Source organism: Citrobacter sp. Colony219 (assembly GCF_019382635.1).
Taxonomy (GTDB): domain Bacteria; phylum Pseudomonadota; class Gammaproteobacteria; order Enterobacterales; family Enterobacteriaceae; genus Citrobacter; species Citrobacter youngae.
Genome location: NZ_CP080033.1, coordinates 1777362 through 1796691, shown reverse-complemented (window position 1 = coordinate 1796691; position 19330 = coordinate 1777362). Strand labels below are relative to the sequence as shown.

Below are 19330 nucleotides of genomic sequence, written 5' to 3'. Positions count from 1 at the left end.
GATTGGTGGGTCGTGCAGGATTCGAACCTGCGACCAATTGATTAAAAGTCAACTGCTCTACCAACTGAGCTAACGACCCACTTTTGCGCTGCTTTTGGTTTGTTTGATATCCCTTGGCAACGGCGGCATATATTACTGATTTCAGATTTTAGCGCAACAAAAATTTCGATGTAAATTACTCAACTGCTTAGGAATCACACGACGCGACCAGAAATAACACGATTTCTGGTCGCATGGTGTGCATTACATCGCGCCAAGGCGTTTTTGCGCTTGTTTCGCGCCATCAGTACCAGGGTATTTAGTGATAACCTGCTGATAAACCGCTTTCGCTTTTGCTGTGTCACCCTTGTCCTGCATGATGACGCCGACTTTGTACATCGCGTCTGCAGCCTTCGGTGATTTCGGGAAGTTTTTAACTACGGATGCAAAATAGAACGCTGCATCATCTTTTTTACCCTTGTTGTAATTCAACTGACCAAGCCAGTAATTCGCATTGGGCAGGTAAGTAGAATCCGGGTACTTTTTGATGAAGTTCTGAAATGCAACGATCGCATCATCCTGACGGGATTTATCCTGCACCAGGGCGATTGCCGCATTGTAATCAGTATTCGCATCGCCAGTTTGCGCCGGTGCGCCTGACGAAGCTGCAGCACCCGCATCGGGTGCCGGGGTTGCCGCCCCACTCTGATCGCCAGCCGCAGATTGCGCCGCAGGCGCGCTACCGCTGCCAAGATTATTCATCTGCAGCAATATCTGTTTTTGGCGTTCAACAACCTGATTCAGCTGATACTGACTTTCCTGAATTTGACCACGCAGGGCATCAATATCGGACTGATTATCGGAGAGTTGTTGCTGGAGTTGGGTTAAAAGCTGACTGTGAGCGTTAGAAATACGCTCGAGTTGAGTGACGCGGTCTTCGACCGAGCCAGAGCCGACACTACTGATTGGCGCCTGAGCAAAAGCGGCCCAGGGGGCCGCTATGCCAACCAGTAACGACAGACTCAACAGGTGATGTCTGAAGTTACTGCTCATGCAATTCTCTTAGTAAACCAGTACGGCGCGACGGTTTTTGGCGTAAGCCGCTTCGTCATGACCCAGTACTGCAGGTTTTTCTTTACCGTAAGAAACGATGGAGATCTGGTCAGCAGAAACGCCTTTACCCTGCAGGTACATCTTAACGGCGTTAGCACGACGTTCACCCAGGGAGATGTTGTACTCAGGCGTACCACGTTCGTCCGCATGACCTTCTACGGTGACTTTGTAAGACGGGTTGCTACGCAGGAAGTTAGCGTGCGCATCCAGCATTGCAGCGAAGTCAGAACGGATATCGTACTTATCCAGATCGAAGTAAACGATGTTGTTCTGCTGCAGCTGTTGCATCTGCAGACGCGCTTGCTCTTCGGAGGACATGTTGCCGCTACCGTTTGCATCCATACCAGTGCCGGCACCCAGCATGCCTTCGCTGCCGTCATTGCTGGCGTTCTTGTTAGAAGAACATGCCGCAATAGCCATAACAGGCAGAGCAATCATCAGCCCTTTCAGCACTTTGTTCAGTTGCATTTCAATGATTCCTTTATTAATCAATTATTTATTATCACAGATACGGCGACCAGGCAGGGAATTTAACCTGACCATCAGTTGCCGGAAGACGCGCTTTGAAACGCCCATCTGTAGAAACCAAATTCAGCACGGATCCCATCCCCTGAGAAGAGCTGTAGATTACCATAGTGCCGTTAGGTGCCAGACTTGGCGTTTCGTCCAGGAACGTTGACGACAGAACTTGTACGCCACCCGCTACCAGATCTTGTTTGGCAATGTGCTGCTGACCATTAGCCGAGCTTACCATTACCATAAACTTACCGTCGCTGCTGACATCAGCATCCTGGTTTTGTGAACCTTCCCAGGTAATACGCTGCGGAGCACCGCCGTTGACGTTAACTTTATACACCTGCGGACGACCGGCCTGGTCAGACGTAAAGGCCAGGTTTTGGCTGTCCGGGAACCAGGTAGGTTCCGTGTTGTTGCTACGACCATCAGTGACCTGACGGATCTGACCGGAACCGATGTCCATAACGTACAGATTCAGGCTACCGGTTTTAGACAGGGCAAATGCCAGTTTGCTGCCATCCGGAGAAAACGCAGGTGCACCGTTGTGACGCGGGAACGAGGCAACCTGACGCACTGCGCCGTTGGACAACGTCTGAATAACCAGCGCTGAACGACCGCTTTCGAAGGTAACGTAGGCCAGTTTAGAACCGTCCGGAGACCACGCCGGAGACATCAGCGGCTGCGGAGAGCGGTGAACGACAAACTGGTTGTAACCATCGTAGTCAGACACACGTAATTCGTACGGGAACTGACCACCGTTCGTCTGAACAACATACGCGATACGAGTACGGAATGCGCCCTTAATACCAGTCAGTTTTTCAAAAACTTCGTCACTTGCGGTATGGCCCGCATAACGCAGCCACTGCTTGTTCACTTTATATGTGTTCTGTGCCAGTACGGTACCTGGTGCGCCACCGGTATCAACCAGTTGATATGCAACGCTATAGGAACCATCCGGGTTTGGCGTAACCTGGCCAACCACTACGGCATCAATACCCAGGGCAGACCATGCAGCAGGCTGAACTTCAGCCGCAGTCCCCGGCTGCTGCGGCAGGCGAGAACGGTCTAATGGGTTAAATTTACCGCTGTTACGCAGGTCAGCACCTACGATACCACCGATATCTTCAGGTGCAGCGCCCGGCCCTGCCCACTGGAACGGGACAACACCAATCGGGCGTGCCGAGTCCACCCCTTGGGTGATCTCGATACGTACTTCTGCATGCAGCACTGCTGCCCACAGCATCAGAAAACCAAATGCTACTCGTAATGCCTGCTTCATCATATCTCCCTTATCTGGACGGAACGCCCACGATAATTTAGCAGAATGTTAACAAACTCAAATACACAAAACTACCAGAACTCAGTCTCAACCTTAGACTGTTTCCCCCGATTCCTCAGGGGTCGTTATTACAGTTTAAAGTCCAGTTTGGCATCTTTTACTTTTTCATAAACAGCCTGGCTAGGCGGCTTAGGAATTCTGGCTGTTTTCGCAGCCGTCAGCGCAGCCTGGCACAATGCCGGATCCCCGCCCTCTTCGGTCACATCCAGTAGCAGACCATCAGGCGCTAACTTGATATGTAATACGCAGGATTTACCCGCATACAAATCGGCGCCATACAGACGACTCTGAATCGCATTACGAATTTGAGATGCGTAAGCACTGATATCAGCGCCAGATGCACCGCCATTTGCACCACTTGTACCACTATCTTTCGCCGGTTGGCCGTTTCCTTTCGCTCCACCGCCCGATTTCGGTGCATTCTTACCGGAGCTTAAGTCACCTAATAAGTCGTCAACACCCGAAGCGGCAGCGGCTTTTTCGGCAGCGGCTTTTTTCGCAGCAGCGGCTTTATCTGCCGCAGCTTTCTTATCGGCAGCAGCTTTCTCGGCTGCAGCCTTTTTATCTGCTGCAGCTTTTTCAGCAGCAGCTTTCTTGTCAGCGGCAGCCTTTTCAGCAGCGGCAGCTTTCGCGGCGGCGGCTTTTTCTGCTTTCTCAGCGGCAGCTTTCTCGGCTGCTGCTTGCTTAGCGGCTTCAGCCTGTGCTTTCTTCGCAGCATCTGCGGCAGCCTTAGCAGCTTGTGCTTCGGCAACCTTCTTAGCATCGGCAGCCGCTTTTGCAGCTTCCGCCTCAGCTTTCTTCTGTGCATCAGCAGCGGCTTTCTTCGCGGCATCTGCCGCTTGTTTCGCCTGAGCATCTGCTTTAGCTTTCGCATCTGCAGCAGCCTTCGCCGCAGCCTCTTCAGCCTGCTTTTGTTGCTCCTGTGCTTTCGCCGCAGCGGCTTCAGCCTGTTTCTGCTGTTCCGCCTGCTCGCGCACTTTTTCCTGCGCCGCTAAACGTTCTTTCTCCAGCTGTTTCAGACGCTCTTGCTCTGCCGCCTGCTTCTCACGAAGCTCCTCGGCCTGCTGCTGCGCCTGTTTCTCACGCTGTTCTTCTGCACGTTTCGCACTTGCCTGCTGTTGCTGCTGCCTGTCGTACTGTTGAACAACAGCACCAGGATCGACCATAACGGCGTCGATGGACGAACCGCCACCGCCGCCGGCTGAAGCATCAATGTGCTCATCGAACGAACTCCAGATCAGCGCTGCAAATAAAATGACATGCAGCACCGCTGAAATAATTATCGCCCTTTTGAGCTTGTCGTTTTGTTCGGTTGCCTTTGACACTCTCGGTTCCCAAAAAACTGTTCGCCTGTTACGCGCTATCTTTCAAGCCAGCAATACGCAGTCATCAGATTGGCTGCGTCATCAAGCCAACCGATTTAACGCCTGCACTGTGTAACAAGTTCAGCGCTTTAATTATTTCATCATAAGGCACGTCTTTCGCACCACCGATTAAAAATACCGTTTTCGGATTGGTCTGCAGGCGGCTCTTCGCTTCCGCGATAACCTGCTCCGGCGGCAGCTGATCCATCCTGTCTTTTTCAACCACCACGCTGTATTGCCCAACACCGGAAACTTCAATAATGACCGGTGGCTCGTCGTTACTGCTGACGGCTTGCGATTCAGTCGCATCCGGCAGGTCGACTTCCACACTCTGCGTAATGATCGGCGCGGTTGCCATAAAGATCAGCAACAGCACCAGCAGTACGTCGAGCAACGGTACAATATTGATTTCAGACTTAAGTTCGCGACGACCTCGTCCACGCGTTCTGGCCATGGTTTACCCCTTGTTGCTCTCGCTAACGGTAAACGCCTGGCGGTGCAGAATCGCGGTGAACTCTTCCATAAAGTTGTCGTAATTCAGTTCCAGCTTGTTCACGCGCTGATTTAGTCGGTTGTAAGCCATAACCGCCGGAATTGCCGCAAACAGACCAATGGCCGTTGCAATCAACGCTTCCGCGATACCCGGTGCAACCATTTGCAGCGTCGCCTGTTTTACCGCGCCCAGCGCGATAAATGCGTGCATGATCCCCCAAACGGTACCGAACAGACCGATATACGGGCTGATGGAGCCGACAGTGCCGAGGAATGGAATATGCGTTTCCAGCGTTTCCAGTTCACGGTTCATCGAGATACGCATCGCACGGGATGCCCCCTCAACGACCGCTTCCGGCGCATGACTATTCGCCCTATGCAGACGCGCAAATTCTTTGAATCCGCTGTAGAAAATTTGCTCTGAACCTGCCAGATTATCACGACGCCCCTGGCTTTCCTGGTACAGGCGCGATAATTCAATGCCGGACCAGAACTTGTCTTCAAACGCTTCGGCTTCACGTGAAGCAGCATTAAGAATACGGGTCCGCTGGATAATAATGGCCCAGGATGCGATTGAGAAACCAATCAAAATCAACATGATAAGTTTAACCAGAAGGCTTGCCTTCAGGAACAAATCAAGGATATTCATGTCAGTCACTGCTTAAACTCCGCGACAATAGACTTGGGAAGCGCACGAGGCTTCATTTTGAGTGGATCAACGCAAACAATCAGAACTTCGGCTTCATTCAGCACGACGTTCTCTGCGTTGACAATGCGTTGCGTGAAAACCAATGAGGTGCCACGCATTGACGTAATTTCGGTTTGGACTTCGAGCATATCGTCAAGCCGGGCAGGCGCAAAATACTCCAGGGTCATCTTGCGCACCACAAAGGCTACACGTTCGGCCAACAGAACCTGCTGACTAAAGTGATGATGACGCAGCATCTCTGTGCGTGCTCTTTCATAAAAAGCGACGTAGCTGGCGTGATAAACCACCCCACCGGCATCGGTGTCTTCATAATAGACACGAACCGGCCATCGAAAAATATACTTATTCATTCTTACTGCCTCTTTGTTGGCTTCGCCCACTCACACCGGTCGCTTAACGTTGTAAGCGCCTGGTGACTCGCGTTCTTGCCGCCGCGATGCATCAAGAATGTCGTTGTATATCGCGCTGTCTTCACTTTACATCCCGGTAATGCAATTAGGTTAGTGCTTTCAAACTTCGCTACTATACGCGCGGGAATGGTGCTTTGGAATGGGGGAAAGTAAACGGAGAGTAAAAAATTATGGGCTTATGCAAGCCCATAAATATTTAAGGATGTTTCTTATTCAAAAGAAGAAGAAAATCAGACCAACAACGAGGACGATATCTGCGATCAGCGGGCAGAAGATGCCCTGCCAGTGTACGGCGCGAGGACGAAAGCCAACGCCGTGAATGATGCCTGCGCAGACCGCCCACATCAGCAGAAAACCATGCCAGATTTCAAGCGTACTGGTTTTGGCCGCGAAACGTGACGGATCCCAGAATATGCAGCCGGCCAACACGATTGCCAGCACAAAGGAAAGCGCCCGCAAGGGGCGCTTGTCCATCGCGTTGTATACCATCGCGATAATGTTGATCATCAACTGTCTTCTTGTCCGGCCTTGCCTGATTCAACGTGCTCAAGCGCCAGCGCTGTGATTATCCCAAATGCACAGGCAAGAAGCGTTCCCAAAATCCATGCGAAATACCACATTTTAAGCTCCTTACTTAGTACAGAGAGTGGGTGTTGCTTTCAATATCTTCTTTGGTGATGCGACCAAACATCTTCCAGTAACACCAGCCGGTGTACAGCAGAATGATCGGTACGAACACACAAGCTACATACGTCATCAGATTCAGCGTCAGCTGACTGGACGTTGCATCCCACATGGTCAGACTCGCATTCATCATGGTGCTGGATGGCATCACAAACGGGAACATCGCGATACCGGCAGTCAGGATGATGCAGGCTAACGTCAGTGAGGAGAAGATGAACGCCCAGGCCCCTTTCTCCATACGGGAAGTCAGAATAGTCAGCAGCGGCAGAACCACGCCCAACGCCGGAACCAGCCACAGAATAGGTGCATTGTTAAAGTTCACCATCCATGCGCCCGCTTCACGCGCCACTTCTTTGGTCATCGGGTTAGAGGCGGCGTGGTGATCCAGTGCGGAAGTCACAACATAACCATCAATACCGTAAATAACCCAAACGCCGGCCAGTGCGAAGCAAACCAGAGTCACCAGCGCCGCAACCTGTGAGGTGGTACGTGCACGCAGATGTAGTTCGCCTACGGTACGCATCTGCAGATAGGTTGCGCCCTGAGTGATGATCATCCCTACGCTCACAACCCCTGCCAGCAGACCAAACGGATTCAGCAGTTGGAAGAAGTTACCGGTGTAGTACAAGCGCATGTACTCATCCATGTGGAACGGAACACCTTGCAGCAGGTTGCCAAACGCAACACCGATAACCAGCGGCGGCACGAAGCTACCGATGAAGATGCCCCAGTCCCACATGTTGCGCCAGCGCATGTCTTCGATCTTGGAGCGGTAATCAAAACCGACCGGACGGAAGAACAAAGACGCCAGTACCAGGATCATCGCCACATAGAAACCGGAGAACGCAGCGGCATACACCATCGGCCAGGCAGCGAACAGTGCGCCACCCGCGGTGATGAGCCAAACCTGGTTACCGTCCCAGTGCGGGGCGATGGAGTTAATCATAATTCGACGCTCGGTATCATTACGACCGAGGAAACGGGTGAGCATGCCCACCCCCATGTCGAAGCCATCAGTGACCGCAAAACCAATCAGCAGAATGCCAACCAGCAGCCACCAGATAAAACGCAATACTTCATAATCGATCATTTGACGACTCCTGTCTTAGCGTGCCGGCTGAGAAGTCACAGTGGACTGCTCGTAGTGATAACGACCGGTTTTCAGGCTACTCGGCCCAAGGCGTGCGAACTTGAACATCAGATACAGTTCAGCCACCAGGAACAGGGTATACAGGCCGCAAATCAACAGCATCGAGAAGATGAGGTCGCCAGCGGTCAGCGAAGAGTTCGCTACGGCTGTTGGTAACACTTCACCAATCGCCCACGGTTGACGACCGTACTCTGCGACAAACCAACCGGATTCAATCGCAATCCACGGCAGCGGAATCGCATACAGCGCGGTGCGCAGCAGCCATTTTTTCTCGCCGATACGATTACGAATCACGGTCCAGAAGGACACAGCAATGATAGCCAGCATCAGGATGCCGCACGCCACCATAATACGGAATGCGAAGTACAGCGGTGCAACACGAGGGATAGAGTCTTTCGTAGCTTGCTGAATTTGCGCTTCGGTCGCGTCGGTGACGTTGTCCGTGTAGCGTTTCAGCAGCAGACCATAGCCCAGATCTTTCTTCATGCTGTTGAACTGGTCGCGAACAGCCTGATCGGTAGAACCTGCACGCAGTTCTTCCAGCAGTTGATACGCTTTCATCCCGTTACGGATACGCTCTTCGTGCTGCACCATCAGATCTTTCAGACCAATGACCGGTGTATCAACGGAGCGGGTAGCGATGATGCCCAGGGCATAAGGAATTTGAATCGCAAAATGGTTTTCCTGCGCATCCTGGTCCGGAATACCGAACAGCGTAAAGGATGCCGGTGCAGGTTGGGTTTCCCACTCGGCTTCAATAGCAGCAAGTTTGGTTTTCTGCACGTCGCCCATTTCGTAACCAGATTCATCACCCAGAACGATAACAGACAGAATGGCAGCCATACCAAAGCTGGCAGCGATAGCAAAAGAACGTTTAGCAAACGCGAAGTCACGGCCGCGCAGCATATAGTAGGAGCTGATACCCAGAACGAACATCGCGCCACAAACATAACCAGAAGCCACAGTGTGAACAAATTTCACCTGAGCAACCGGGTTGAGCACCAGTTCAGAGAAGCTCAGCATCTCCATACGCATGGTTTCAAAGTTGAAATCCGCAGCGATTGGGTTTTGCATCCAGCCGTTCGCAACCAGAATCCACAGTGCGGACAGGTTTGAACCTAAGGCCACCAGCCAGGTGACGCACATATGCTGGACTTTACCCAAACGGTCCCAGCCGAAGAAGAACAGACCTACAAAGGTGGATTCTAGGAAGAAGGCCATCAAACCTTCAATCGCCAGCGGCGCACCGAAAATATCCCCTACATAGTGGGAATAGTAAGACCAGTTAGTCCCGAACTGGAACTCCATGGTCAGACCGGTTGCCACACCCAGAGCGAAGTTGATACCAAACAACTTGCCCCAGAACTTGGTCATATCTTTATAAATCTGTTTGCCGGAAAGGACGTAGACCGTTTCCATGATGGCCAACAAGAACGCCATACCGAGCGTCAGTGGCACAAACAGGAAGTGGTACATCGCGGTCAAGGCAAACTGTAAGCGCGACAGTTCGACTATATCTAACATCATGACTCCTTGCTCATCGCATGAAGACTCCGAGAGTGAACCCCGTTAGAAAGGGTCACACGCATGCCCCAATACAAATTTATTTGCTTCCTTCCCCCGCTGCTCTTTCTTCTCATTTGAAGAAAGGACAATGATGAAAGGTTACAAACATGTTAATAAAACACTCAAATTGATCCCGCAATTATATTACGCCGTAAAATCCTTACAATAAACAGGTTTTTATCGAGGTAAATTTGCATTTTTCGATAGTGATCAATTTATAGCTAATTTATCACTTTCAGACCAATTTGATCTGCAGCAATTTAACCTCATTTGGTGATGTTTACCAAGTTTTAAACATTGATTTAAATCAATTTTCAATTTAAATGTTAATAGTGTTTATCGCTAGCGTGACTAGTGAACGCCATGTTAACAATATGTTTTTCAATGAGTAATTGCCGTTACTACAAATGATAGGATATTTATTTAAATCTACACGATCTTTTAACCAGTCTGGGGGACAAAATTATGGACAGATAAAGAGTCACTATTGCTGGGTAGCTCACAGTTTTTTGTTTAGCAAGTCCTGTAATCATTATTTAATACAAATCATTCATTTTAATTTTACTTATAATTAACACCACAATGTAACTATCTCAACTGGAAGCGAAGCGGCAAGCATTGACCGACGCCCTGAGGTTTGGCGATCTCCCTGCAGAGACCCGCCGTTTCGCTTAAATCATCACTGTAAGTTATCACTCCCACCACAACATCGCTTCTATGCCAAAGAATATATATATTCCGAACAATTCATTATCATTTTTATCTTAAATTTAACAAAAAAAATTTACGACATATAAGATTAATAAATAAAAAACCGTTATGCCGTTCACAAGTTATTTAGCGAATACCATTTTCGAAATTATTAAAAACACCCCTGACAAAGCCTGCGCCACAAAATAAGATTTCGATCACAAACATGGCAAGTGGTTTATTAGGTAATTCGCTAATAAATAAAATAACCAATGGAAATTAATTTATAACACATTGATTTAAATGAATTTTTATGAAGGTAAAATATAACAATCATTTTGCGCAGGATATTTTGAAAATAGATCAATTGCTTCCTTTTCCGCTTCCACAGAAACTCCAACCCTATTAAAAGGTTGTCAAAACCCATGCTCTAAATATTAGAAAACAATTTTCACTTATTGACCATCAGCCCTACAGAGGATTACCCATGAAGAAATCTACACTTGTTATTGGCGTCATCGGTGCTGACTGCCATGCAGTAGGCAATAAAGTTCTGGATCGCGTTTTTACTGCTCATGATTTTCACGTAATCAACCTCGGGGTGATGGTGAGCCAGGATGAATATATTGATGCCGCGATTGAAACAGGCGCTGATGCCATCGTGGTGTCTTCCATCTACGGCCACGGCGACATTGACTGCCTCGGCTTGCGTGAGCGCTGTATTGAACGTGGCCTCGGCGACATCCTGTTGTACGTCGGCGGCAACCTGGTCGTCGGAAAACATGACTTCGCCGATGTCGAAGTGAAATTTAAAGAGATGGGGTTTAACCGCGTCTTCGCCCCGAGCCACGACCTGGAAGATGTCTGTGCGCTTATCACTAATGATATTCACCAACACAATGGCCTCGAGCAGCGTTGCCTGGAAGAGGCCATCTGATGCAAACAGTTTCTGTCGATATCGGCTCGACATGGACCAAGGCAGCCCTCTTCGCCCATGAAGGTGAGGAATTAACCCTGGTAAACCATGTCCTGACCCCAACCACCACACATCATCTGGCAGACGGTTTTTTTGCCAGCCTGAATCAGGTGCTGAACGTTGCCGATGCTCGCCCGTTACTGAAAAGTGGTGAAGTGCAGTTGAAATACTCCTCCTCGGCCAAAGGTGGACTCGCCGTGGCAGCAATGGGGCTGGTGCCTTCCATTACGCTGGAATCGGCAAAAGTTACCGCCCATTCGGCAGGAGCGAAAATCGCGCAATATTATTCGTACAAACTGAACCGTCATGACATCCAGGAACTGGAATCTGCACCGCCAGATATTCTGTTGTTTACCGGCGGTACAGACGGCGGCGAAGAAAGCTACGGCCTGGCGAATGCGCACGCGCTGGCAGGTTCAAAGCTTGATTGCGCCATTATCTACGCCGGAAACCGGGACATTCAGGACGAAATACAAACGATTCTGGGACACAAAGATCTGACCACGGTAGACAACATTCTGCCGGATCTCGATCACCCGAATCCGTTTGCCGCGCGCCAGGCGATTTGCGATGTGTTCTTGTCACGCATTGTCAAAGGTAAAGGTCTGGACGTCATTGTTGGCGAAACAGGCGAAGAGCCAATGCCGACGCCATGGACGGTCTATGAGTTAGTCAAAGCCATTAGCGATTACGACAACGCATGGAAGGAGTTCATGCTGATTGATATGGGTGGCGCCACCACGGATGTCTATTCAGCCAGCGCGAATACCCTCTCCCCCGATACTGTCCTGCATGGTGTCCCTGAACCGTTCGTCAAACGTACCGTTGAAGGTGATTTGGGCATGCGCGTTTCCGCCGTCGTGGTGGGAGAAAGCACGCAGGATATGGTGAAAGTTGTTTTCGCCCAACAACCACAACGTGAGGAAGCGTTTTATCGCTACCTGCGCCATCTGGTTGGGCAGCCGGACTACCTGCCGGTCAACGAGGAAGAGAAATATTTCGACACTTTGTTAGCCGGTTTGTGCGTGGGCTATGCCACTGAGCGCCACGCGGGCACTAAGAAGCAGGTTTGCACCTGCGTCGGTAACGTGGATTTACAGATGGGTCGCGATCTCACCACCGTACGCAAAGTCGTCGGTTCAGGGGGATGGCTCTCTCGCGCCAGCCAGTTCGATATCCATAACTGGCTTAAATACCGGGAGCTGGACGACCAGGGTAAAAGAATTCTGTTACCGAATCAGTTTGAGTATTACCGCGATTCAAATGGCCTGCTCCCGCTACTGGCAAACGTCGCCAGGCTGTACCCGCAAGCCGCTGCTCGCACCAGCATTCAGTGTTTAACCCTACAAAACTAAAGGCAGCTACGAATGGAACTTCGAAATAAAAAATTGACCCACGACGAATTCATGACCGAAAGGCACCAGGTGTTGCAAACCTGGGAAACCGGCAAAGACGTTGAGAAATTCGAAGATGGCGTGAAGTACCAGCAATCAATTCCAGATTCAAAACGCTTCTCCCTCGCGCTGTTGAAGGCCGATCAAGAAGGTAAAACACTGAGCCAGCCGCGTGCAGGCGTCGCACTCATGGATGAACATATTGAGCTGCTTAAAACATTGCAGGAAGAATGTGACCTCCTGCCAAGTACCATCGATGCCTATACTCGTCTGAACCGCTATGAAGAAGCGGCTGTCGGGATCCAAAAATCTATCGAGGCGGGCACCTCCAAACTGAATGGTTTACCCGTCGTCAATCATGGGGTTGCTGCCTGCCGCCGTATGACTGAGTCGCTGGAAAAACCAATCCAGGTCCGCCACGGTACGCCGGATGCGCGCCTGCTGGCTGAAATCGCCATGGCCAGTGGCTTTACCAGCTACGAAGGTGGCGGTATCTCCTACAACATCCCTTACGCTAAACGCGTCACCCTGGAAAAATCCATCCGCGACTGGCAGTACTGCGATCGCCTGATGGGTCTGTACGAAGAGAACGGTATTCGCATCAACCGTGAGCCGTTTGGCCCGCTGACCGGTACCCTGATCCCGCCGTTTATGTCCCACTCGGTGGCGATTATTGAAGGTCTGCTGGCGCTGGAACAAGGCGTGAAATCCATTACCGTCGGCTACGGCCAGGTCGGTAGCCTGACGCAGGATATCGCCGCCATTCAGGCGCTGCGTGAACTGTCCCACGAATACTTCCATAACCACGGCTTCGACGATTACGAACTGAGTACCGTTTTCCACCAGTGGATGGGCGGATTCCCAGAAGATGAAGCGAAAGCCTTCTCCGTTATCGCCTGGGGTGCGGCGGTTGCCGGTATGTCCGGTGCCACGAAAGTCATTACCAAAAGCCCGCACGAAGCGTTCGGTATCCCAACGGCTGCAGCCAACGCCCAGGGTCTGAAAGCGTCACGCCAGATGCTCAACATGGTCAGCGACCAGAAATTCCCGCAATGCGCTGCCGTCGAGCAGGAAGTCGAACTGATTAAGAGTGAAGTCCGCGCAGTACTGAAAAAAGTCTTCGAACTGGGTAATGGCGACATTGCGCGCGGTACAGTGCTGGCCTTTGAAGCTGGCGTACTGGATGTGCCGTTCGCACCTGCCGCCTGCAATGCGGGCAAAATTCTGCCGGTGCGCGATAACACAGGCGCCATCCGTATTCTCGAAGCCGGTGCGGTTCCGCTGCCGAAAGATATTCTCGCCCTGCACCACGACTATGTCGCAGAGCGCGCACATTTTGAAGGCCGCAAGCCTTCTTTCCAGATGGTCATTGATGACATCAACGCCGTATCCCACAGTAAATTAATAGGAAGACCATAATGAAAATCAAAAAGGCCCTTTTCACCGCTGGCTACTCCTCATTTTATTTTGACGATCAGCAGGCCATCAAAAATGGCGCCGGTCATGACGGGTTTATCTATACCGGCGATCCGGTAACACCTGGATTTACCTCTGTTCGTCAGGCGGGTGAATGCGTTTCCGTGCAACTGATTCTGGAAAATGGCGCGGTAGCGGTGGGCGATTGCGCAGCGGTGCAATATTCAGGTGCAGGTGGCCGTGATCCGCTATTCCTGGCAGAAAATTTCATTCCGTTCCTCAACGATCACATCAAACCGCTGCTGGAAGGCCGTGACGTTGATGCGTTCCTGCCAAACGCCCGTTTCTTTGATCAACTGCGTATTGACGGTCATCTGCTGCATACCGCCGTTCGCTATGGTCTGTCTCAGGCGCTGCTCGACGCGGCAGCGCTGGCTACCGGTCGTCTGAAAACTGAAGTGGTTTGCGATGAATGGCAACTGCCGTGCGTGCCGGAAGCCATTCCATTATTTGGTCAGAGCGGCGACGACCGTTATATCGCCGTTGACAAAATGATCCTCAAAGGGGTGGACGTCCTGCCGCATGCGCTGATCAACAACGTGGAAGAGAAACTGGGCTTTAAAGGCGAAAAACTGCGTGAGTATGTACGTTGGTTGTCCGACCGCATTTTAAGCCTGCGCACCAGCGAACGTTATCACCCAACGCTGCATATTGATGTGTACGGCACGATCGGTCTGATCTTCGATATGGATCCCGTGCGCTGCGCCGAATACATCGCCAGCCTGGAAGCCGAAGCTCAAGGCCTGCCGCTGTATATCGAAGGGCCGGTAGATGCCGGTAACAAGCCGGATCAGATCCGCATGTTGACTGCCATCACCAAAGAGCTGACCCGTCTGGGTTCCGGCGTGAAAATTGTCGCCGACGAATGGTGTAACACCTATCAGGATATCGTGGACTTTACCGATGCGGGCAGCTGCCACATGGTACAGATCAAAACCCCTGATCTTGGCGGTATTCACAACATCGTTGATGCGGTGCTGTATTGCAACAAACACGCCATGGAAGCTTATCAGGGCGGTACTTGTAACGAAACCGAGATCAGTGCCCGCACCTGCGTACACGTGGCGCTTGCCGCGCGTCCGATGCGTATGCTGGTTAAACCGGGTATGGGTTTCGATGAAGGTCTCAACATCGTGTTTAACGAGATGAATCGCACCATCGCGTTGTTGCAAACTAAGGATTAAGAGATGGCACGCACATTTAAGATCTTATCGCCGACGGCTATCCTGGGTTATGGCTTCCCGGAAGAAAGTTTTCGTAAAGCCATGGAAGAGTCACCGGATCTTATTGCTGTTGACGCAGGTTCCTCCGATCCTGGCCCCCACTACCTGGGGGCAGGTAAACCCTTTACCGACAGAGCCGGGGTAAAACGCGATCTGCGCTATATGATCGTGGCGGGCGTTAAGAACAACATCCCGGTCGTGATCGGTACCGCCGGTGGTTCTGGTGCCGCTCCGCATCTGGAGTGGTGTCGCCAGATAATCCATGAGATTGCCCAGGAAGAAAAACTGTCCTTCTCAATGGCGCTGATCCCGTCTGATGTAGACAAAGAAATCGTTCATCAGGCGCTGGATAACGGCAAAATCACCGCGCTCGATTTTGTGCCTGAACTGACTCACGAGGCGATTGAAGAGAGTACCTACATCGTCGCGCAGATGGGTGTCGAACCTTTCCAGCGTGCGCTGAAAGCGGGGGCACAGGTTGTTCTGGGCGGACGCGCTTACGATCCAGCCTGCTTCGCGGCGCTGCCGATTATGCAAGGCTTTGATGAAGGTCTGGCGCTGCACTGCGGTAAGATCCTTGAGTGTGCTGCCATTGCAGCAACCCCCGGCTCCGGCTCCGATTGTGCGATGGGCATTATCGACGACAACGGCTTTACGCTGAAGGCGTTCAATCCCAAGCGTAAGTTCACTGAAACGTCTGCTGCGGCGCACACCCTGTATGAGAAGTCCGATCCGTACTTCCTGCCGGGACCGGGCGGTGTGCTGAACCTGAAAGCGTGCACCTTTACCCAGGTTAACGAGGGCGAAGTGTATGTCAGCGGTTCACGTCATGAAGAAACACCGTATGCGTTGAAACTGGAAGGCGCGCGTCAGGTTGGCTTCCGCTGCCTGACCATCGCCGGAACGCGCGACCCGATTATGATTGCCGGAATTGACACCATTCTCGAAGAGGTACAGGCAAGCGTAGCACGTAACCTCTCCCTGAATGACGACAGCATCCGCATGACGTTCCACCTGTACGGGAAGAACGGCGTGATGGGCAACCATGAACCGATGAAAACCGCGGGTCATGAACTGGGGATTTTACTGGACGTCGTTGCGCCGACGCAGGATATCGCCAACAGCGTTTGCTCGCTGGTGCGCTCTACCCTGTTGCACTACGGCTATGAAAATCGTATTGCCACGGCGGGCAACCTCGCTTTCCCATTCTCGCCATCTGATATTCAGAGTGGGCCGGTGTATGAGTTCTCGATCTATCACCTGATTGAAGCCAGCGATGCACTGCGGTTTGATTTCCACATTGAGCAGGTGACGCCAGAAGGAGTTCAGGCATGAAACACTCAATTTGTTCACTGGCGCAGGTCATTCGCTCAAAAAATGCCGGACCGTACGAACTGGTTTTAGATATTTTGTTTAAAACCCGGGAAGACTATCAGCGCGTAAAACGCTCAGAGCAATTAACTCCGCAACTTATTGCTGGGTTATATAATGTCGAACCTGACTTTATTCACAATATTGTGTGGTTCGATCCGGCAAATGCCGTAAAAATTGTCATGCCGCGCGATATTATTTCCGGCAATGTCGGTGACAATGATGTTTATGGCGCGCAGCAACACGCACCATTATTAAGTATTGAATTCGATCTGTAACAAAAAACACAATAACAGCCATTGGAGCACAGAGTTCAGCTGTATCACAGTGCTTCGAATATTCATGCGGTTGGTCACAACAGGCGTGCGTCTGAGCTGCTGTCCAGGCTCAGGCACACGCCACCCTACATTATTCCAATTACCAGCCTTTATCCGATGGAGTACACATGAAGAAAATAAGTTTAACCAAGATGATCATATTAGGCCTGATACTCGGCATGATTGCCGGGGTGGCCATTAATAATATGGCCGCGGCTGAAACAGCAAAATCATATGCACAGGATATTTCCATTTTCACCACTATATTCTTACGTATGGTGAAGATGATTATTGCGCCATTGGTTATTTCAACTCTGGTTGTCGGTATTGCCAAGATGGGCGATGCCAAAACGCTGGGTCGTATATTTTCTAAAACCTTTTTCCTGTTTATTTGTGCCTCACTGCTGTCGATCGCCTTGGGTCTGGTTATCGTTAATATCTTCCAGCCGGGCGCAGGTATCAATTTTGTTGCTCATGACGCAGGCGCTGTTGCCGCTGTTAAGTCAGAGCCGTTCACGCTGAAAGTCTTTATCTCACATGCCGTACCAACCAGTATCGTTGACGCGATGGCGCGTAACGAAATCCTGCAGATCGTGGTGTTCTCCATTTTCCTCGGTTGCAGCCTGGCCGCAATCGGTGAAAAAGCCGAGCCTATCGTTAAGGTTCTGGATTCGCTGGTACACGTGATGCTGAAGCTGACAGGCTACGTCATGCTGTTTGCGCCACTGACCGTTTTTGCCGCTATTTCAGGTTTGATTGCCGAACGTGGTCTGGGTGTAATGGTCAGCGCCGGGATCTTCATGGGTGAATTCTACCTGACGCTGGGTATGCTGTGGGCAATTCTGATTGGCCTGTCAACCATGATAGTCGGGCCTTGCATCGCGCGTTTGACCAAATCAATCTTCGAGCCTGCACTGCTGGCCTTTACGACCTCCAGTTCTGAAGCAGCCTTCCCGGGCACGCTGGATAAGCTGGAAAAATTCGGCGTATCGTCAAAAATTGCCAGCTTCGTTCTGCCGATCGGTTACTCCTTTAACCTCGTAGGCTCCATGGCCTATTGCTCCTTTGCCACCGTCTTTATTGCCCAGGCGTGCAACATTGAGTTGAGCATGGGCGAGCAAATTACCATGCTGTTAATTCTGATGCTGACCTCTAAAGGGATGGCGGGTGTACCGCGTGCCTCGATGGTCGTTATCGCCGCTACCCTGAACCAGTTCAACATTCCGGAGGCGGGTTTGATCCTGCTGATGGGCGTCGATCCGTTCCTCGATATGGGTCGTTCCGCCACCAACGTCATGAGTAATGCCATGGGCGCTGCCATTGTAGGTCGCTGGGAAGGTGAACACTTTGGTTCAGGCTGCCGCGGAACAGCGCCAGTCAAAACACCGGAGCAAGACCGCCCGGTCACCGAAACAGAAGTCGCGTTGTCCTGATACCTCGTTATTGCCGGATGGCGCTTGCGCTTATCCGGCCTACATAACGTTTAATTATCCGTAGGCCGGATCAGGCGGTACGCCGCCATCCGGCGCATGATAAGTACCCCAACAGGAAAGCACCATGACTAAAACTCTGCTCGGCGTGAGTCTCTTTTCTTTCAGCGTCTTGTTTAGCGCTACCTCATTCGCGCAAACCGCGCCGGACTACGCCAGACTGATAGAACAGGCGCATCAAAAGTACAAAAGTAACAATAATGGAAAAGTCGCCGACTACATCCCTGCCCTGGCGAGCTACAGCCCAAATAATTTTGCCATCACTATTGCTACGGTGGACGGAAAAATCTACCAGGTTGGCGATGTTAACAAACCCTTTCCCATGGAATCCCTGAGTAAAGTCTTCACCATGGCGCTCGCCATGGAACAGCACGGTCCTCAGGTGGTGCTGGATAAACTCGGGGCCAATGCCACTGGCATGCCTTTTAACTCCGGTTTAGCGGTTGAACTGACCAAAGGCGCGCCGGAAAACCCGCTGGTAAACGCCGGAGCCATGAGCACCGTTAGTCTGATTGAAGCCACAGACAAAACCGATCGCTGGAACAAAATCCTCGACAACCTGAACGTCTGGGCCGATGCCACGCTCACGGTTAATGAGCCGGTTTACAAATCTGAGATGGAGACCAACCAGCACAATCAGGCGCTGGCGAAGCTGATGGAATCCTATAACAGCTTCTATGGCAACACCGACGACGCCGTCGAAATTTATACCCGTCAGTGCTCGGTGGATATCACCGTTGAGCAACTGGCCAAAATGGGTGCCGTACTGGCGAACAAAGGGAAATCGCCGTTCAACGGCAAGCAGTTGCTGAATGAAAAATATGTTCCGCAAGTGCTGGCGGAAATGGCGATTGCCGGACTGTACGACGGCAGCGGTAAATGGCTGTACACCGTTGGCATTCCGGCGAAAAGCGGCGTCGGCGGCGGCATGGTTGCCGTCGTCCCAGGCGAATATGCGATTGCGGTCTATTCTCCGCCGCTTGATGAAGCCGGAAACAGCGTTCGTGCCCAGAAAACTATCGAATATGTCGCCGAAGCGACAAAAGCCAACGTCTTTTTAGCCAAATAACA

19 protein-coding genes and 1 tRNA gene are annotated in these 19330 nt (G+C 51.2%); 8 read left to right on the top strand and 12 right to left on the bottom strand.

The window, feature by feature from the left end; all coding sequences use genetic code 11:
- Nucleotides 1-3: 3 nt before the first annotated feature.
- The 12 genes from JTI85_RS07810 to cydA form a co-directional block, all read right to left on the bottom strand.
- A tRNA-Lys gene (locus JTI85_RS07810) sits at nucleotides 4-79 on the bottom strand.
- Between the two features lie 164 nt (nucleotides 80-243).
- On the bottom strand, nucleotides 244-1032 hold the full coding sequence (gene cpoB / locus JTI85_RS07805; RefSeq protein WP_048212240.1) for a cell division protein CpoB: 789 nt from the start codon (nucleotides 1030-1032) through the stop codon (nucleotides 244-246).
- Between the two features lie 9 nt (nucleotides 1033-1041).
- Nucleotides 1042-1560: a peptidoglycan-associated lipoprotein Pal gene (gene pal, locus JTI85_RS07800; RefSeq protein ID WP_003022983.1), complete on the bottom strand. Its 519-nt coding sequence runs from the start codon at nucleotides 1558-1560 to the stop codon at nucleotides 1042-1044.
- A gap of 34 nt (nucleotides 1561-1594) precedes the next feature.
- Nucleotides 1595-2887 (bottom strand): Tol-Pal system beta propeller repeat protein TolB, encoded by a 1293-nt coding sequence (gene tolB / locus JTI85_RS07795; protein ID WP_038638949.1) that lies wholly within the window; start codon nucleotides 2885-2887, stop codon nucleotides 1595-1597.
- A 128-nt stretch (nucleotides 2888-3015) separates the two neighbouring features.
- On the bottom strand, nucleotides 3016-4272 hold the full coding sequence (gene tolA / locus JTI85_RS07790) for a cell envelope integrity protein TolA (RefSeq protein WP_003022980.1): 1257 nt from the start codon (nucleotides 4270-4272) through the stop codon (nucleotides 3016-3018).
- Nucleotides 4273-4336: 64 nt separating this feature from the next.
- A complete protein-coding gene (gene tolR, locus JTI85_RS07785; protein WP_005125437.1) occupies nucleotides 4337-4765 on the bottom strand; it encodes a colicin uptake protein TolR in 429 nt (142 codons plus the stop codon).
- Nucleotides 4766-4768: 3 nt separating this feature from the next.
- A complete protein-coding gene (tolQ, locus tag JTI85_RS07780) occupies nucleotides 4769-5461 on the bottom strand; it encodes a Tol-Pal system protein TolQ (RefSeq protein ID WP_003022976.1) in 693 nt (230 codons plus the stop codon).
- Complete coding sequence (gene ybgC, locus JTI85_RS07775; protein ID WP_005125439.1) at nucleotides 5458-5862, bottom strand: tol-pal system-associated acyl-CoA thioesterase; 405 nt, start codon at nucleotides 5860-5862, stop codon at nucleotides 5458-5460. The genes tolQ and ybgC overlap by 4 nt, the downstream gene beginning before the upstream one ends.
- Nucleotides 5863-6135: 273 nt before the next feature.
- Nucleotides 6136-6429, bottom strand: a complete 294-nt coding sequence (gene ybgE / locus JTI85_RS07770; RefSeq protein WP_048212241.1) for a cyd operon protein YbgE — start codon at nucleotides 6427-6429, stop codon at nucleotides 6136-6138.
- Nucleotides 6429-6542, bottom strand: a complete 114-nt coding sequence (gene cydX / locus JTI85_RS07765; RefSeq protein WP_003022970.1) for a cytochrome bd-I oxidase subunit CydX — start codon at nucleotides 6540-6542, stop codon at nucleotides 6429-6431. Before cydX ends, ybgE begins: the two co-directional genes overlap by 1 nt.
- Nucleotides 6543-6556: 14 nt before the next feature.
- Nucleotides 6557-7696, bottom strand: a complete 1140-nt coding sequence (cydB, locus tag JTI85_RS07760) for a cytochrome d ubiquinol oxidase subunit II (protein WP_005125441.1) — start codon at nucleotides 7694-7696, stop codon at nucleotides 6557-6559.
- Between the two features lie 15 nt (nucleotides 7697-7711).
- Nucleotides 7712-9280 carry a cytochrome ubiquinol oxidase subunit I gene (gene cydA / locus JTI85_RS07755; protein ID WP_005125442.1) on the bottom strand — a complete coding sequence of 523 codons (1569 nt, stop codon included), beginning with the start codon at nucleotides 9278-9280 and terminating at the stop codon, nucleotides 7712-7714.
- A 1219-nt stretch (nucleotides 9281-10499) separates the two neighbouring features.
- Between cydA and glmS the strand changes: the two genes are divergently transcribed.
- The 8 genes from glmS to glsA all read left to right on the top strand — a co-directional run bounded on the left by glmS (nucleotide 10500) and on the right by glsA (nucleotide 19328).
- Nucleotides 10500-10949: a methylaspartate mutase subunit S gene (glmS, locus tag JTI85_RS07750; protein ID WP_003022963.1), complete on the top strand. Its 450-nt coding sequence runs from the start codon at nucleotides 10500-10502 to the stop codon at nucleotides 10947-10949.
- The gene (gene glmL / locus JTI85_RS07745; protein ID WP_061067545.1) at nucleotides 10949-12343 is read left to right on the top strand and encodes a methylaspartate mutase accessory protein GlmL; all 1395 of its coding nucleotides are present in this window, start codon (nucleotides 10949-10951) and stop codon (nucleotides 12341-12343) included. Before glmS ends, glmL begins: the two co-directional genes overlap by 1 nt.
- A 12-nt stretch (nucleotides 12344-12355) precedes the next feature.
- The gene (locus JTI85_RS07740; protein ID WP_048212243.1) at nucleotides 12356-13801 is read left to right on the top strand and encodes a methylaspartate mutase subunit E; all 1446 of its coding nucleotides are present in this window, start codon (nucleotides 12356-12358) and stop codon (nucleotides 13799-13801) included.
- Nucleotides 13801-15042 carry a methylaspartate ammonia-lyase gene (locus tag JTI85_RS07735; protein ID WP_005122534.1) on the top strand — a complete coding sequence of 414 codons (1242 nt, stop codon included), beginning with the start codon at nucleotides 13801-13803 and terminating at the stop codon, nucleotides 15040-15042. Before JTI85_RS07740 ends, JTI85_RS07735 begins: the two co-directional genes overlap by 1 nt.
- Before the next feature lie 3 nt (nucleotides 15043-15045).
- Entirely contained in the window at nucleotides 15046-16416 is a 1371-nt protein-coding gene (locus JTI85_RS07730) for an acyclic terpene utilization AtuA family protein (protein ID WP_003022951.1), read from the top strand.
- Nucleotides 16413-16730 carry a DUF4387 domain-containing protein gene (locus JTI85_RS07725; protein WP_048212245.1) on the top strand — a complete coding sequence of 106 codons (318 nt, stop codon included), beginning with the start codon at nucleotides 16413-16415 and terminating at the stop codon, nucleotides 16728-16730. The genes JTI85_RS07730 and JTI85_RS07725 overlap by 4 nt, the downstream gene beginning before the upstream one ends.
- A gap of 167 nt (nucleotides 16731-16897) precedes the next feature.
- Entirely contained in the window at nucleotides 16898-18202 is a 1305-nt protein-coding gene (locus tag JTI85_RS07720) for a dicarboxylate/amino acid:cation symporter (protein WP_048212246.1), read from the top strand.
- 124 nt (nucleotides 18203-18326) lie between these two features.
- Nucleotides 18327-19328 carry a glutaminase A gene (glsA, locus tag JTI85_RS07715; RefSeq protein ID WP_219352379.1) on the top strand — a complete coding sequence of 334 codons (1002 nt, stop codon included), beginning with the start codon at nucleotides 18327-18329 and terminating at the stop codon, nucleotides 19326-19328.
- Nucleotides 19329-19330: the final 2 nt, after the last annotated feature.